General features: G+C 38.4%; 17 protein-coding genes. 10 read left to right on the top strand and 7 right to left on the bottom strand.

The features are described from left to right. Positions 1-99 precede the first annotated feature (99 nt). A complete protein-coding gene (locus H2672_RS14140) occupies positions 100-501 on the bottom strand; it encodes a DUF3992 domain-containing protein (RefSeq protein ID WP_186672429.1) in 402 nt (133 codons plus the stop codon). Positions 502-686: 185 nt separating this feature from the next. Between H2672_RS14140 and H2672_RS14135 the strand changes: the two genes are divergently transcribed. The 8 genes from H2672_RS14135 to H2672_RS14100 all read left to right on the top strand — a co-directional run bounded on the left by H2672_RS14135 (position 687) and on the right by H2672_RS14100 (position 7,411). After that, a complete protein-coding gene (locus H2672_RS14135) occupies positions 687-1,607 on the top strand; it encodes a BMQ_0737 family morphogenetic spore coat protein (protein WP_186672428.1) in 921 nt (306 codons plus the stop codon). A gap of 354 nt (positions 1,608-1,961) precedes the next feature. Next, a complete protein-coding gene (locus H2672_RS14130; RefSeq protein WP_370569658.1) occupies positions 1,962-2,498 on the top strand; it encodes a sigma-70 family RNA polymerase sigma factor in 537 nt (178 codons plus the stop codon). Then, complete coding sequence (locus tag H2672_RS14125) at positions 2,485-3,165, top strand: hypothetical protein (RefSeq protein ID WP_186672426.1); 681 nt, start codon at positions 2,485-2,487, stop codon at positions 3,163-3,165. Before H2672_RS14130 ends, H2672_RS14125 begins: the two co-directional genes overlap by 14 nt. Positions 3,166-3,638: 473 nt before the next feature. After that, positions 3,639-4,631 carry an ABC transporter substrate-binding protein gene (locus H2672_RS14120; RefSeq protein ID WP_186672423.1) on the top strand — a complete coding sequence of 331 codons (993 nt, stop codon included), beginning with the start codon at positions 3,639-3,641 and terminating at the stop codon, positions 4,629-4,631. An 18-nt stretch (positions 4,632-4,649) separates the two neighbouring features. Next, positions 4,650-5,636, top strand: coding sequence for a FecCD family ABC transporter permease (locus tag H2672_RS14115; RefSeq protein WP_186672420.1), 987 nt, complete (start codon positions 4,650-4,652; stop codon positions 5,634-5,636). Between the two features lies 1 nt (position 5,637). Next, complete coding sequence (locus H2672_RS14110) at positions 5,638-6,417, top strand: ABC transporter ATP-binding protein (RefSeq protein WP_186672418.1); 780 nt, start codon at positions 5,638-5,640, stop codon at positions 6,415-6,417. A 23-nt stretch (positions 6,418-6,440) separates the two neighbouring features. Then, entirely contained in the window at positions 6,441-6,953 is a 513-nt protein-coding gene (locus tag H2672_RS14105) for a HugZ family pyridoxamine 5'-phosphate oxidase (RefSeq protein WP_186672416.1), read from the top strand. 26 nt (positions 6,954-6,979) lie between these two features. Then, positions 6,980-7,411 carry a DinB family protein gene (locus H2672_RS14100; RefSeq protein ID WP_186672413.1) on the top strand — a complete coding sequence of 144 codons (432 nt, stop codon included), beginning with the start codon at positions 6,980-6,982 and terminating at the stop codon, positions 7,409-7,411. Positions 7,412-7,584: 173 nt separating this feature from the next. On the opposite strand, the gene H2672_RS14095 is transcribed toward H2672_RS14100, so the two are convergent. The 4 genes from H2672_RS14095 to H2672_RS14080 form a co-directional block, all read right to left on the bottom strand. After that, the gene (locus H2672_RS14095) at positions 7,585-7,872 is read right to left on the bottom strand and encodes a phospholipase (protein WP_370569657.1); all 288 of its coding nucleotides are present in this window, start codon (positions 7,870-7,872) and stop codon (positions 7,585-7,587) included. A gap of 382 nt (positions 7,873-8,254) precedes the next feature. Next, positions 8,255-9,067 carry a MurR/RpiR family transcriptional regulator gene (locus tag H2672_RS14090; RefSeq protein WP_186672411.1) on the bottom strand — a complete coding sequence of 271 codons (813 nt, stop codon included), beginning with the start codon at positions 9,065-9,067 and terminating at the stop codon, positions 8,255-8,257. A 3-nt stretch (positions 9,068-9,070) separates the two neighbouring features. Further along, on the bottom strand, positions 9,071-9,754 hold the full coding sequence (locus H2672_RS14085) for an N-acetylmannosamine-6-phosphate 2-epimerase (RefSeq protein WP_186672409.1): 684 nt from the start codon (positions 9,752-9,754) through the stop codon (positions 9,071-9,073). A gap of 2 nt (positions 9,755-9,756) precedes the next feature. Further along, entirely contained in the window at positions 9,757-11,295 is a 1,539-nt protein-coding gene (locus H2672_RS14080; RefSeq protein ID WP_186672408.1) for a PTS transporter subunit EIIC, read from the bottom strand. A 516-nt stretch (positions 11,296-11,811) separates the two neighbouring features. Between H2672_RS14080 and H2672_RS14075 the strand changes: the two genes are divergently transcribed. Both H2672_RS14075 and H2672_RS14070 read left to right on the top strand, forming a co-directional pair. Next, positions 11,812-12,735: a DMT family transporter gene (locus H2672_RS14075; protein WP_186672407.1), complete on the top strand. Its 924-nt coding sequence runs from the start codon at positions 11,812-11,814 to the stop codon at positions 12,733-12,735. 61 nt (positions 12,736-12,796) lie between these two features. After that, positions 12,797-13,555: an IclR family transcriptional regulator gene (locus H2672_RS14070; protein ID WP_186672406.1), complete on the top strand. Its 759-nt coding sequence runs from the start codon at positions 12,797-12,799 to the stop codon at positions 13,553-13,555. A 124-nt stretch (positions 13,556-13,679) separates the two neighbouring features. Here H2672_RS14070 and H2672_RS14065 read toward each other — a convergent pair whose 3' ends face one another. Beyond that, on the bottom strand, positions 13,680-14,672 hold the full coding sequence (locus H2672_RS14065) for a 5-oxoprolinase subunit C family protein (RefSeq protein ID WP_186672405.1): 993 nt from the start codon (positions 14,670-14,672) through the stop codon (positions 13,680-13,682). After that, positions 14,669-15,415: a 5-oxoprolinase subunit PxpB gene (gene pxpB, locus H2672_RS14060; RefSeq protein WP_186672403.1), complete on the bottom strand. Its 747-nt coding sequence runs from the start codon at positions 15,413-15,415 to the stop codon at positions 14,669-14,671. The genes H2672_RS14065 and pxpB overlap by 4 nt, the downstream gene beginning before the upstream one ends. Between the last annotated feature and the right edge of the window lie 85 nt (positions 15,416-15,500).

Below are 15,500 nucleotides of genomic sequence, written 5' to 3'. Positions count from 1 at the left end.
GTAAAGCTATTGTAGTTGGTAAAGCAATTTCAATCTAAAAAAGCCGATTTCCTGTACCTTAAGGAATCGGCTTTTTTAGGTTGTATTTCACTAAACCGATTAACCGATTTCATAACGAGGAGTGATACAGAATTCACCAGCAGCTGGTAGGGCTGCTGTAGCATCAGTGGCGAATACACGAATTGTATCGAATCGTGAAATTGTAAAAGTAAAAGCTCCTCCAATAGGTACAACTGCTTGTCTGACGATTGTACCACCTAGACCTGTAGTGGGGTTAGCCCCCTTTACAAATTGCACGGTAATAGGGAAGTTACCAACATTTTTTACAAATCCAGATGCAAAAATAACATCGTTTGCATTTGTAGCATAAATGATTTCCGCACCTACTTCATCGATTCCCGAAACTGTGAAATCATTACATACTTTATCTTGTACAAAATTTTTAGGCTCGCAGCAACTGAAACTGCCTGCTCCCATGTTTTCACTAGAATTTTGACACATAATATAGATTCACCTCCTTCCTTGCGTAATATAAACTTGCTTTATAGTAAATGCGCGATCGCTAGAAACTGCTTGGACTTAGGTTAATTCATCGGATAGATATGAGACCACAGTAGTTACCTTCTTGTCCTTAGAAACATAAGATATAAGAGGAATATACTTTTGAAGAAGGGGCTACAAAGTACATGCAGTCAAATAAGAATCCAACCATCCATTGTGTAAAGGTACCTAGAGTATTAGATTGGGTAACTAAATCCACTGTTATAAAATTAAAGGAAATTGTTGATATAGGGAAAAATAAATTTGACGATTTAATTTGCTGTGATTTTTGTATACCATCTGGAGAATTTGAACGGACCGTTTTATGGACAACATACGGGATTAGCCAAATCGGAGGCTCAATCTGTATTAAATTTAAAAGAGGATGTGGCAGTAATTTATCTGTGTTTGTAAATGGAGAAAAACAAGCAGATGTAAACGAAGGAAGTTCATTTTCAGCTACCTTTACACATCTTGATTCAATAGAGATCCAATGCAATGAAAGAAATACGAGGGCTGATAGCTGCTATGGAGAATTAAAAATAATGTTGCATTTTCATCCAAATGATGATTGCAATCTAAATTCGATTAAAGATATTAAGAAGACAATCTGTTATTTATCAGATTGTCATGGGAACCCAGTTTCTTTGAATAGTGGTTGCCTATTAACATGTGAAGAATTGACATGTTCAGAAGGTAGAGCGAAAGTTCATGTTAATAATGAACTAGAAAAGACTATTTTGCTACAAAGGATAGATCTCTTAAAACAAGGATTCGTTTGCGTTCAATTCGTAAATCATAAAGGGGAAATCTGCTTAAAATGTATTTTTCCATTTACTGAAGTAGAAACAGTGGTTTTATGCGCTCCCCATGGGACAGAAATCAACTGTGAAATAACCGATGTTGATTGCAGGGCACATGTTATTCCTTCATTTCATAACAATAAGGATTGCATAGAGGTTGTAATAATAATTTCAATTTGTCAAAGCATAGAATCTGTTGATAAGGTGATAATTGAGCTTGAAGGAACTATCTGTAATCCACGTAAAGATTTGAATTTATGTTAATTTAATGCGTTTTTAAGTTACAATTTGGTGTGCCGATGTTTTCTTGTATTGTACTAGCGATGAGTGGTGGGTTATGTTTTGTTAATACAACCATTTACGCTGCTCAAGTTGCTAAGCCTAAAAACCACTACATCTCGTTTTATAGTTAACTACCTTGAGCAAGTTGAATAGTTGGAGTTACCCTAAAGTAAATCTTAATAACCCAGATACCTGATAATAATCCCATTCGGGTTTATTATCAGGTATTTTTCATTATGCCAAAGAAGAGCGCTATAATTGCATCTAACGATTATTGAAAAAAGTAAATAAAGTAAATAATAGTGAATCGGAAAAGGCTTGGAGTCCGTCAGTAAGGTGAAGGTAGGTGAGCTTGTGGAGGGAATTGAAGAAATTATTGCCGAGCATGGTGATTATTTATTGCGTGTCGCCTATTTGTATGTGGAAAATAGTGCAACCGCGGAGGATATCGTGCAGGATGTGTTCATCGCCTTTTATGAAAAACGGAATCAGTACAGGGGGGAGGCATCGCTGAAAACCTATTTGGTAAAAATGACGGTTAATCGGAGCCATGATTATTTACGAAGCTGGAAGAACAAGCGAATCATGCTGTTTGAGAAAATTAAAGGGAGAAGCACAAATCATACACCTGAACGTGCGATGCTCGAGAAAGTAGAGAAACAGGAATTAGTGGATGCTTTGTTTACATTATCAATCAACTATCGTGAAGTGCTCATTCTCTATTACTTTCAGGAAATAACGACGGTGGAAATAGCGAAACTATTGAAGTGTCCGGAAGCTACGGTAAGAACTAGACTACAGCGTGCAAGGAAGCAATTGGAAAAACAAATAATTGGTTATGAATGGGGGGAACTACGCCGTGAATCAATTTAAAGAGGATTTAAATCGTGAGCTACAGTCCGTGTCATTCTCCAAAGAGAAAAAGCAGCTAATTGCAACAAAGGCAAAAGCAAAATTACACAGCCAAAAGAAACGTACCAACCGGCAATATCGATTTGTGCTCACGACTTTCACAATTTTCGCAATCGGCTTCGGTTATTTGCTATGGCAACAAGCAGATTTTTTAAATAGCCCGCAAACCGAACCGTTGGATAAAAATATAGGGGCCATACAAGCTGTATTAGAACATGAGTTTAATGCCCCTAATGAAGAGGTTATTCATATAGTAAATGGCCTGAGTAGTGGGGCGGAATCTGGGCCATTAAGTAGCGAATATTACAGTTATCTAGAGGATACTTACGGACCTTATTTTACGGACAGTGGTTATGAAAAATTCGTTGCTACGGGTCTGGCTTTAATGTTTCACTTAGAGGCAGACCAAAGCAATTATCGGATAAACGTTACCAAGATTGACGTGGAGCAAAACAAGGAAACGCCAACGAATTATCATTTTACGGTTTATATTAATCATGAAAAAATAGACGGGGCCAAAATGAAGTTAGAGATTCCAGGTATAGCAATTTTACGAGAGGGGAAAATCGAGAAAATTACTTATCTTATTGACGGGGAACTGTGGAGGGAAATGAAAGAAAGCGAATGAAAACGGGAATAACGTACGTTCATTATATAGGAAATTCAAAAAAAAATTCAACATAAAAGGGGCGTTTCTACAAGTAGTGGAGACGCTTTTTTCTATCGGAAAACGATTATTTGAGAAGTGTATATGGTGAAATAGTGAGAAAGGATGTTGATCCTAATTAAAACTAAAGTCGACTACCCATTTGTTTATTATTGGAGCCCAATGTCATTTTTTTCTGAGGATAATAAGCAATACCAAATTAAAAAAATCGGGAATTAATGAAGAAAATAAACAGCGGGGATAAGTCGACCGATAGATTCACTGCATTTTTTAAATTTAATAGATCAGACGAAAAGTTAAAAGATGATTTAAAAACTAATTGACAAAGTTTAGTGATAACGGTTATCATTACGTTGAGATTGAAAATCATTATCAATTAAACTCGCGAATATTGGTAGTGACATTATAAATATACATATACGGAGGGGTACATTTTGAGGAAGTTTTACTTTGTTTTACCTATTTTAGCTCTTACTTTACTAACTGCATGCGCGTCTGATTCAACGGATGATGCTGCAAAAAACGAAGGGGTATCGAATACCGAAAATAGTGAAAATAATCAAGCCGACGATATCTATAGCTTGGAGAACGACGGTGTAGATGAAGCAGCGTTTACTGAAGCAGTCAACCAATTTCCTACGGAGGTGCCGGAGCGAGTAATAACGACGTCGGTACCATTAACTGAGATGCTGCACTTGCTAGATGTTACTCCGGTTGGTGTGCCTACCTCTACAAACCCTATTCCAGCAGACTTTGATACAATTCAGCGAATTGGCTCACCTATGCAGCCAGATCTTGAAGTCGTAACCAATCTGGAACCAGATTTAATTCTTGGAGCGGAATCACTTCGAAGCACATTGGACAAAAGTTTAGAAGGCATCGATTTACAAACAGCTTACTTACCAACGGATTCATTTGATGATCTAAAACTAAGCTTTAAAGCGCTCGGTACATATTTCGATAAAAAAGATGAAATGAACAAGGTACTTAGTGGGCTACTAGACAAGGAAAACGAATTGGTAGAACAAGCTAAAGGAAAGGAACTGCCAAGTGTCATGCTAATGATTGGAACTGCGGATTCGTTCATGGTGATGAGTGAGGGTTCTTATCTAGGAAGTTTGGTGCACAAGCTAGGTGCAGATAATATTGCGACTTCCGTATTGAAAGTGTCTGATACGTATTCCCCTATTAATATGGAGGACGTGGTAGCTGCAGACCCGGACATTATTTTTGTATTGGCATCAGGCGATCATGGTGCATCGGAAGACATGTTCGAGAAAGAAGTCCAAAGCAATACAACTTGGACTAAACTATCTGCCTATAAAAACGATAAAATTCAGATTCTGGATTACAATATCTTTGGCGTAACTTCAATCAGTAACGCAGAGCAAGCATTGACGCAAATCGCAACTTATTTTTATGAATAAAAGAGGGGCTAGCTGGTGATGAATAAACCTCAAAGTGGGGCAATTGTACTCTTAACCTTTTCACTAACAATTCTTGCTGCGGTGATTGCTATAGGATTAGGCAGTGTGACAATCGCAGTTCCAGAAATAATAAAAACGCTTTTTAGCGCATCGTCTACCGCGGTTCATGATACCATTATATGGGATATTCGCCTACCGCGTGTATTACTGGCGATGATTATCGGTGCGAACATTGCGATTTCGGGTGCGTTATTGCAAGCTGTTATGGGTAACCCACTTGCAGATCCAGGCTTAACGGGTGTGACGAGCGGGGCAGCCGTTTGTGTGCTCATCATTATGCTCGCAGCACCCGAGTATACGCAATTCATTCCACTAGCTGCTTTTGTGGGCGGACTTTTTGCGGCAACTATTGTCTACGCTTTAGCGTGGAGACGCAATGGTATATCACCGATTACCATTATTTTGTCTGGTGTCGCAGTGAATGCGTTGTGTGGCGGCGGAATTGGGTATTTGTCGATTATCTATAGCGATCGACTTCCATCTGCTGTCCAATGGCTGAACGGCAGTTTGGCTGCTAAAGGTAATAACGCCTTGTTTATGGTTTTCCCGTATGCGATAGTTGGTTGGATTTTGTCAATATTCGCTATCCGTAAGGCAAACATCATTCGAATGGGTGATCAGGTCGCATCGAATCTTGGAGAGAATGTGAACCGAATCCGAATTTCATTGTCCATATTGGCAGTTTTTTTAGCGGCTATTTCCGTTGCAGCTATTGGGATGATTGGATTTGTTGGTCTCGTAGTTCCGCATATGGCTCGATTGCTAGTAGGTTCAAACTATAAGTATTTATTGCCAATGAGTATGGCACTTGGTGCGCTTGTATTATTGCTTGCGGATACAGGTGGACGAACATTATTTTCGCCACTGGAAATACCGGCAGGCATACTGATGGCAGTCGTGGGCGGACCTTATTTTCTATATTTGATGAGAAGGGGGAAATTCTAATATGTTCACTGTGGATTCCATTTCAATTCGGTATGAACAGAAGAATGCAATTAGCAACTTCTCCTTTGCTGTCAAACAGGGTGAGGTCGTGTCTATTATTGGTCCGAACGGTTCAGGGAAATCGACATTGCTCAAAGCAGTCGCGCGGCACATTCCTTATCACGAAGGTTCGGTGGAATTTGAAGGCGTAAATTTGAAGTCAATGAACGCCAAACAAGTAGCACGTAATATGTGCATGCTTAGTCAAAAAAACCAAGCGCCGAGTGATATGACTGTTATTGATCTGGTTTCTTATGGTAGGTATCCCCATAAAAAGTGGTTTGAGAAATTAAATAATGAGGACATGGAAATCGTCCATTGGGCGCTTGAGAGAACGCATATAACAGCCTATAAGGATCGAACGGTCGCTTCTTTGTCAGGCGGTGAATCTCAGCGTGCATGGATAGCTATGGCACTTGCACAACGTCCAAAAGTTTTATTGTTAGATGAACCAACAACCTATTTGGATATCTCACATCAGCATGAGGTACTTGAGCTTGTTCGTGAACTTAACCGTGATATGGGCATGACGGTTGTAATGGTGCTACATGATCTCAATCAAGCTTCTTCTTATAGCGATAGCATCGTTGTTGTGCAGGCTGGTGAGAAGGTGATGAGTGGAACACCGAACCAGGTAATGACGCCAGATATGATTCGGCAAGTTTATCGAATGGATGCGGAAATTGATTATCTTTCTACGGAGAAGAAACCGCGCATTCATTTGTTAAGTACCGCTAGATAGTAGATTAATAAATGGAGGAATGAATGTTGAAAAAGCCTGTTGATTTGGAAATGAATAAGGCAAAGTATTTGCAGTTTGTGGCGAGTAGAAAAAACTTGATTTTGAATTTACTGGATGATGAAGGGAAGCCGTTTGCTAGTTATGCGCCTTTCGTTAAGAAAGATGGCAAGTTGTATATCTATATTAGCCAGATTGCGGAGCATTATAGTTTTATGGAGAAAAATGAATATGTGGATGCGCTTCTTATTGCTGACGAGTCCGCAACGATTAATAAATTTGCAACGCAGCGAGTACGCTGGAGTTGTACGCCGAAAAATATTGGTAATGAAGGGCATGATGAAATCTTTGAACTATTTAATGCCGATCATGGTGCTAAAATGATGGATCTCTTGCGAGGACTGGATTTCTCACTTTTCGAATTGACACCCTTAAAGGGACGTTACGTAGTCGGTTTTGGGATGGCATTCGATCTGGATATTGATGCCAATGTATTTACGCATGTTGTTGTAGACAAGAAGAAGGACGCTGAAGCGTAAAATTAAAGCGAATGAGGTATGCTCAAATGACATATTCTACTGTGTTACCAATCTGGAATGCAATTCGGGAACGATTTCATAAAACAGCAGAGGCATTGCCGGAACAAGATCTAGGTTTGCAGCTGGGAAAATCAACAATAGGGTCTTTGCTTCATCATACCGCGGAAGTGGAGTATATGTTCGCTGAATGGTTTTTCGGCAGAAGTATGCCAGAAGGTGGGGTTACGAAGCCATCCTTAACTGATTCAGAAGCGCTTGTTGACCTGTTGTCAGCTTCGAACACACATCTCATTAAAGCAATGATAGAGTTACCTGAGGAAGAGTGGAATAAGAGTATGGAGTCACCAATCGGGATATCAACACCTTTAGAAGCTGTTGGAAGATTAATGTACCATACAGGTATTCATGCAGGACAGATATCACTCATTCAAAAAAACGGCAGTAGTCAAGTAGAATAATGAATATACAAAAAAAGCGAAGATCTCATCTTCGCTTTTTTTGATGATTAACCATTTATTTTCATAAAAATGCGGTAAGTAGGACTTGGAAAAATCCATTTTCACTGTTTACTTTGGTCAATCAACAGGTGTGATCCTTTCCAAGAAAAATTCAAAGGATCCCATCTCGCCTGCTATCTATAAAAGTTGCAAGTGAATAATGTTTGTAACTTCATATAATTATAGAGCAGACGTGCGTGCCTACCTTTTTTAGTGCATGGATCTATTTTATGACGTAGACAACGAATAAATTCACGGTCACATTCACATGGACATCCGCCCCTGCGGTAACAATCGTCATGTGCTTTACAAGCTGCATCTACCTCATTAATAGGAGCGCCGGGTCCACTACAACCAGGCCCACACCAGTTATAACCTGGAAAAACACAAAAACGAAATCGTCCATTTCCTCTCTGTGGCACAATAAAAACCTCCTTATGGTGGCTTAACCACTACTTACTATAGGTTATTCATTGCCGCGATATAATGTATAAGCTGTTACCTATGGATTTTACAATTAATTTATCAAATGGAAGAGAGGGGGGAGGTCAGGACTTTCATAATCTTCCTATAGTATAATATTTACAATTTATTTCAGTTCTAACAGCATTAGGAGCTTTAAGGCTGGCCATAACTAAGCGACAAAGCGGCGTTGGAAGAACAGCCTATTCGTTAAGTGTCAACTATATAGTTACGAATAAAATTTCACTTAATCTTAATAGAAATAAGGTATCTGGTTCTAAAAACAATGCCGAATTGTTTTAGAGCCAGATACCTTATTAAGTTTAATCTAAAATTATAATCTTATTGATTACTTTCGATATATGCTTCAGAGGAAATGGCAGTTACTGTTTTTTCGTATGTTTCTTTAACTTTTTGGTCCTTTAATAAAAATAAGCTAATAAGGTCAATCAAATAAAGAACACTTAAATCCAAACCAGTAGATATATATCCGGTACGTAAAGGATGTATCGTCCATAATACGGCTTCAGATAATTTGGTTAGCGGAGTATCGCCATAAGCGGTGAACGAGACGATTTTTGCGCCATTATTTTTAGCTTCTTTAATGGAGTGTAATAAATCTCTAGTCTGTCCTGAGCGAGAGAATGCTAGAAGTAAATCACGGTCTTGGACTAGTGTACTCCTAATGATCATTAAGTGTGGGTCAGTTACAGCTTCTGATGCAAAGCCCATTCTACTTAAACGATAATTTAACTCTTGCGCAGCAAGTCCTGAACTGCCTAATCCATAAATATACAATTTATTTGCTTCTTGCATGAGTTGCATAACCTCATTTAACGAATCTTTTCCACTTAGTCCTTGAATATCATTTAGAATATCCTCATATTGCCGCTTTAATTTTGAGTCAACTTTATCATTACCTACCTGATATGCTTCTCGCGCTAATTTTATTTTCAACTCGACAAAGTTTCTACAAGCAACCTTTTTGCAAAAACGTGTAATCGTCGCAACAGAAATATCAGTCTTGACAGCAATATCTTTAATATTGCTTTGTGAAGCCTCAATTGGCGAGGAAAGAAAATAATCGGCTAGACCTCTCTCTTTTTCCGAGAAAGAAGAATATCTAGATTGAATTTCCTTCAATAGTGTAACCATTCATTACACTCCTTTGATCTCGTCTACAAACCGCCTAGTAATTTGCTGGGGTCTTGAAATAGCCCCTCCCACGACAACGGAATAAGCGCCGAGAGATATTACTATTTTTGCCATTTCAGGTGTAAGAATATTACCTTCAGCTATAACCGGAATCCGAATGTTATTTAGTACGATCTTAATGAACTCAAAATCATTTTCATAAAGTTTACATCCGCTGGTTTCTTTTGTATAGCCATAAAGAGTGGTAGAAACACAATCAAATCCTAAACGTTCCGCTTCGAGTGCATCTTCTAAAGTTGAAATATCAGCCATTAATTGGATATGTGGGTGATTCGTTTTTACATAATCAACAATATCCTTTAACTGCTCACCATTTGGACGTGGACGTAATGTAGCATCCATAGCAATCATTTCGCAGCCAGATTCAATTAATTCATCGACTTCTTTTTTTGTCGCAGTAATGAAAACATCACTATCAGGATAATCACGTTTAACAATTCCTACAACAGGCAAAGAAACTTCTTTTTTTATAGCCTGAATATCGCGCAAAGAATTTGCGCGAATACCAGCAGCTCCGCCAAGGTCGGCAGCAAGCGCTAATTTTGCCATAATAAACGAACTATGAAGAGGCTCATCCTCAAGGGCCTGGCATGAAGCAACAAGCCCATTTTTAATTTTATTCAACATAATTACTCACCAACTATTTCTGTGATTTCATTTTTAATAATGGTAACATGCGGTCCATAAACGACTTGGACACCCTTACCTTTCATAATAACACCTTTTGCTCCTGTTTCTTTCAATAGTGCTTCATCAACTTTTCCTGGATCATTGACGCTAATACGCAAGCGAGTAGCACAGCAATCAACATCTGTTAAATTATCTGCGCCGCCTAATGCCGTAATAATTGTTTGTGCTCTTTCGCTTGTGTTTTCCATTGTTGGCGTATTTTTTAGGTCTTCATCTTCACGGCCTGGGGTTTTGAAATTGAACTTCTTAATAAAGAATGTAAATAAGAAGTAATAAACAAAGAACCATGGAATGCCGATTAGAGGAACAATGATCCAATTTGTTTTCGCGTCACCTTGTAAAATTCCAAATAAGACAAAGTCGATAAATCCGCCCGAAAATGTTTGCCCGATTGTAATTTGGAAAATATCAGCCATCATAAAGGCTAATCCGTCCAAAAAGGCATGTAAAACATAAAGTAAAGGAGCAATGAACAAGAATGAGAATTCAATGGGTTCTGTAATTCCTGTTAAGAAGGATGTTAATGCAGCAGATCCCATTAATCCTGCAACTATTTTTTTGTTTTTAGGTTTTGCTGTGCGATAAATTGCATAAGCTGCCCCAAGAAGGCCAAACATCATCGTAATAAAGCGTCCGGACATGAAGCGGGATGTTCCGCTATAAAACTTTTCAACGGTAGGATCAGCAAGCTGTGCAAAGAAAATTCGCTGTGTTCCTTCAATAAGTTGTCCATCAATAACGAGTGATCCGCCTAGACTAGTCGTCCAAAAAGGCATATAGAATATGTGGTGAAGACCGAATGGACCTAATAAACGTAACACAAATCCAAAAATAAATGTTCCAATGTAACCAGTTGCCTCTACTAATCCACCCATTTTAAAAATACCAGCTTGAATAAATGGCCAAATTAGGAACATAAGCACCCCAAGAAAAATAGATGCAAATGCAGAAATGATAGGAATAAATCGTGATCCGCTAAAGAAACCTAAAAATGGAGGAAGTTGCTTCTTATTATAACGATTATGAAGAAAAGCGACTAAAATACCAACCATTACACCGCCAAAGACACCTGTTTCTAACGTGTGAATACCAAGTACTAATCCTTGTCCAACAGATGCGGGATTTTCAGTATTGAGAATTCCCATGATTGATAATAATGCTGAGATAGTTGCATTCATGACTAGGAAACCGAGCATTCCTGCAAGTCCAGCGGTTCCTTTATCACTTTTGGCTAAACCAACCGCTACACCTATCGCAAATAAAAGTGCAAGGTTTGCGAATATGACGCTTCCTGCACTTGCCATAATGGTGAAAATGGATTGCAACCAAGTTACGTCTAAAAATGGATAAGCTTTTATTGTATTGGGGTTGGATAAAGCACCGCCAATCCCTAAAAGTAAACCTGCTGCGGGCAATACAGCTATAGGCAGCATAAATGATTTACCAAATTGTTGTGCTTTCTCGAAGAAACTACTCATCATTAATGCCTCCTGGATGTAAATGATTATCATGTTTATTATAAAAAAAGTAATCTGTAAATGCAAGATTAATTTAAACCGCTTACAATTATATTATGTGTGTATTGAGAATCCAGGACTTGAAAAAGTACTTGGTTTTAAACAACTATGAATAGTTTTAGTACTAGGTAACCTAATTCAAGCAGTTGAAGACCCGCTGATAAACCAAAATGTTACGCATTGAAAAAACAATTTCAGTAGGACCACGATCCTAGAGAAATCCTGTTTCGTTTTGTTTTCCTTCTGCTATCCGTCCTTTGGGGATAGGGAGTCGATAAAAGATGTCGGATACATATTATTGGATTGGAGCTTTGATTTGTATTTCTGTTATGCTATAGACTTCCCATATTTAATATATTTTAACTATTCATAACCGATAATTATTAGTTAGTGGTATTACAATTTTAGGTGTATAGTTAGATAGATTAACACTTATTGTTGGGCGAACCGTTCAGCTTTTGAGAGGAAGATAAACAATTGGGGAAGTTATTTACAAAGTCAACGGCCGCACTTTTGTTATTAGTCTTTGTTTGGGGTGGTAGTTGGCCGATCTATAAACTGGCCGTGCCATATACACCACCATTATTGTTTGCAGGTATGCGTGCAATGATAGGAGGTCTTCTATTAGCGGCTTTGATATATAAAATGCGGAGCAAGATCAACTGGCGAGAAAATTGGTCGAAATATTGTATTTCTGCATTCTTCAATACGATTCTCTTTTTTGGGTTACAGACAGTCGGGCTGATCTATTTACCGGGAGGACTATTTTCGGTGCTTGTTTATTTTCAGCCAGTATTACTAGGATTGTTTGCTTGGATATGGCTTGGAGAACATATGTCACCGATTAAAATAATTGGTTTGATTGTCGGATTTATTGGAATTGTAATTGTCAGTGTGGATGGGTTAAGCACTCATATATCGGTCGTTGGTGTAGTTTTAGGGTTGGTTACAGCATTTAGCTGGGCACTTGGAGTGGTTTATGTGAAGAAAGTAAGCAACGAAGTAAACGCTTACTGGATGGTGTCTTTGCAGTGTATTATTGGTGGGGGTATTTTAATAGGCACTGGGTCAATCTTTGAAAATTGGTCCGCTATCGAATGGAACGGCGCATATCTTTTTGGTCTCGGATACGGTTCTACTTTTGGTATTCCACTCTCCTATATCATTTATTATAAACTTATAAATGCAGGAGAGGCGAGTAAAGTTGGTACCTTTACATTTCTAGTACCGATCATATCAGTCTTTATAGGCACAATTTTTTTAGATGAACCGGTAACGTACCCTTTAATCATGGGGCTGTTGTTCGTGGGTATAAGTATATGCTTCGTTAACTATCGCGGGAAGAATGCGATTGCTTCATTGTCCAATAGGGCACAGATAAAAGTTAATATGGAAAAATAAAAAAGGAAGTTCGAGTATAGCTAAAACTATTATAGAAATGGGCATCACATAAGGAGATCATATGAATAATAAAAATAAAACAGTTGTCCGTTCGATGGATATTGTAAACTTATTTATGGACCATACAGAGTTATCGTTCCAAGAAATCATTGATTTATCGGGTATACCAAAGACTTCCGTCTATCGAATGTTAATGTCTTTAGAAGAAATGGGGTTTCTCGAGAAGGGGATTGATTTGAAATATCGGTTAGGGCTCCTATTTCTCAAATTCGGCCATCTTGTTTCTTCAAGACTTGATATTCGGCAAATTGCATACCCCGTTATGGAGAACTTACATAATGATGTAAAAGAAGCAATTAATTTAATCATTAAACAGGGCGATGAAGCGATTTATATTGAAAAAATTGATAGAAACCAAAAAGTTCGCTTATATACCGCAATCGGTAGAAGAAGTCCCTTATACGCTGGGGCTTGTTCTCGAATTATTTTATCTTATTTACCGCAACCAGAAATTACTGCTTATATGGAATCGATTGAACTAAAACCATTTGCGTCGGGGACAATCACCGATAAAGAGCGTCTCCATGATACGATTCGGCAAGCTAAAAAAGACGGTTATACGATTAGTAATTCTGAATTAGAGAATCATACCTCGGCCATCGCCGCGCCAATTTTCGATTATAAAGGAAACGTAGTTGCCGGACTAAGTGTTGCAGGGATTGAAGCGAATTATCAAGATGAAAACATTCCTATATTTGCAGCGAGAGTAAAAGAAGCTGCTGAAGAAATATCGCAACGGTTAGGCTATATGAAAAGATAAAAAACATCTTCTGCTTAGCTGTTAATCAGGCATAAGTAGAAGATGTTTTTATTCAAATAAATTTGCATTAAAGTGGCCGATTTTCAGTCAATCACCTTTATTTTAATATGATCATTTCCCCATGTTAGTATGTTCTTTTAAAGTGAATGGCCATTTTTATTTCATCTATAATGTGTTCTTTTTTTAATAACTCCATAAATGCTTCTTCATGTGTTACTTCCTTGAATTGAATTATTGAAGTTGGTTGTAACTGGGCTAAACTTGGTAAATCGGCGGAAATAATTTGACCGATTTTTGGATAACCGCCTGTTGTTTGACGGTCTGCCATTAAAATAATGGGCTGTCCATTTGGCGGAACTTGAATAGTTCCGTATGTGACACTTTCGGACAGTAATTCAAATGGCTCAGCTAATGAAAGAGCAGGACCTTCCAATCGATACCCCATACGGTCGGCTTGTGTTGTTATTGAATATGCTCCATTAAAAAGCGTTAGCTGACTTTTACTTTCGAATCGATTGAATTCAGTACCCTTTAGAACGCGTATCGTTTGAGATGATTTTAAATTGATGAGAGCACTGTAGTTGACAGCCCATGTAAAATGTCCATTCAACTTTTCTAATTGTTGGACGAGGGAATGATTGAGTTCATTCAATTCTCCACATTCGAATGTATCCTCTTTTTGCAAGGCCCTACCTTTGAAGCCGCCAATTCCTGCACGAAGATATGTACTTTTACTATCCATAACCTTTGGAATAGCAATACCTCCCGCAAAAGCTAAGTAGGCTCTACATCCTTTTATTGCGGATTTAAATTTTAATACAGAGCCCTTTCGCATGAGTATGGGACGCCACATCGGTGCATTTTCACCATCGATGGTAGTAAGTAGGTCCCCACCAGTGATGGCGATTAACGAATCCTTTTCAAAATATAGGGTTGTTCCGAATAACGTGATTTCGAGGGCTCCTTCGCCTTCATCATTACCTACTAGCAGATTAGCGACTCTCAGTGAAAAGCTATCCATCGCACCGCTAACAATTACACCATATTTTTGAGAACCATATCTTCCTAAGTCTTGTATCGTGGTCAAAAGACCTGGATGAAGTACTTTGACGGTCATAGTTTCATCTCCTTATAGTGGTCATATTCTTTAGGGCAAATTGGTGCAAAACGAATTTTATCTCCAGCTTGTAATAATGTTGGTGGAGAGATAGCGGGAAGAAATAAATCGAGTGGGGTACGGCCAATAATTTGCCATCCTCCGGGTGTTTCCAATGGGTAAACGCCCGTCTGCTTTCCAGCAATCCCAACGGATCCAGAGGGAATGACTAAACGAGGCGTTTCTTTTCGTGGCGTTGCGATTTGTTCACTTAGTCCTCCCATAAATGGAAATCCAGGAGCAAATCCAATCATATAAACTAAATAATCACCTTCGGAATGTATTTGAATAACTTCATCAACGGATAGGGAATGGCACTGCGCTACATACTCTAAGTCGGGACCATACTCCCCCCCATATAAGACTGGAATTGTAACAACCCTTTTATCATGAAATTTATTTTTTCTAGTTTGTTGAACCAATTCTTCCATGAAAGCGCTAACCTTTTGGAAAGGAGTTAATCGTGCATGGTGTACTTCCTTATTTATTTGTGAATGGTGTACGGCGACGGGGTTGTAATAGATAGTTAGATTATTGTAGGCAGGTACCGACTCAATAAATCCTTCAAAAGGATGATTATTTAATAACACTGACAGATTGTTTACCAATTCATGAATAGATGGACTAATACCTTCCCCAAGTTGGACAATTAGTGCTGAATCACCTAAAGGCTTCATGCTGGCTCCTAAGTTACGATTGCTCATTCCAACAGCTCCTATTGTTTCGATTTACGGTACTCCAGTTCTTAAAAATGGATTATAGAACAATTATAGTTGTCGAAATACAAAA

This window comes from Sporosarcina sp. BP05 (assembly GCF_014282005.1).
Lineage (GTDB): Bacteria > Bacillota > Bacilli > Bacillales_A > Planococcaceae > Sporosarcina.
Note: the sequence above shows the minus strand (reverse complement) of the source record. Positions and strands in the feature narration are given on the sequence as shown.

Coding starts and splice junctions, on each gene's coding strand:
- H2672_RS14140 (WP_186672429.1), bottom strand. CDS start 501: ATGTGTCAAAATTCTAGTGAAAACATGGGAGCAGGCAGTTTCAGTTGC.
- H2672_RS14085 (WP_186672409.1), bottom strand. CDS start 9,754: ATGTTGAATAAAATTAAAAATGGGCTTGTTGCTTCATGCCAGGCCCTT.
- H2672_RS14100 (WP_186672413.1), top strand. CDS start 6,980: ATGACATATTCTACTGTGTTACCAATCTGGAATGCAATTCGGGAACGA.
- H2672_RS14070 (WP_186672406.1), top strand. CDS start 12,797: ATGAATAATAAAAATAAAACAGTTGTCCGTTCGATGGATATTGTAAAC.
- pxpB (WP_186672403.1), bottom strand. CDS start 15,415: ATGAGCAATCGTAACTTAGGAGCCAGCATGAAGCCTTTAGGTGATTCA.
- H2672_RS14090 (WP_186672411.1), bottom strand. CDS start 9,067: ATGGTTACACTATTGAAGGAAATTCAATCTAGATATTCTTCTTTCTCG.
- H2672_RS14065 (WP_186672405.1), bottom strand. CDS start 14,672: ATGACCGTCAAAGTACTTCATCCAGGTCTTTTGACCACGATACAAGAC.
- H2672_RS14115 (WP_186672420.1), top strand. CDS start 4,650: ATGAATAAACCTCAAAGTGGGGCAATTGTACTCTTAACCTTTTCACTA.
- H2672_RS14110 (WP_186672418.1), top strand. CDS start 5,638: ATGTTCACTGTGGATTCCATTTCAATTCGGTATGAACAGAAGAATGCA.
- H2672_RS14105 (WP_186672416.1), top strand. CDS start 6,441: ATGTTGAAAAAGCCTGTTGATTTGGAAATGAATAAGGCAAAGTATTTG.
- H2672_RS14135 (WP_186672428.1), top strand. CDS start 687: ATGCAGTCAAATAAGAATCCAACCATCCATTGTGTAAAGGTACCTAGA.
- H2672_RS14080 (WP_186672408.1), bottom strand. CDS start 11,295: ATGAGTAGTTTCTTCGAGAAAGCACAACAATTTGGTAAATCATTTATG.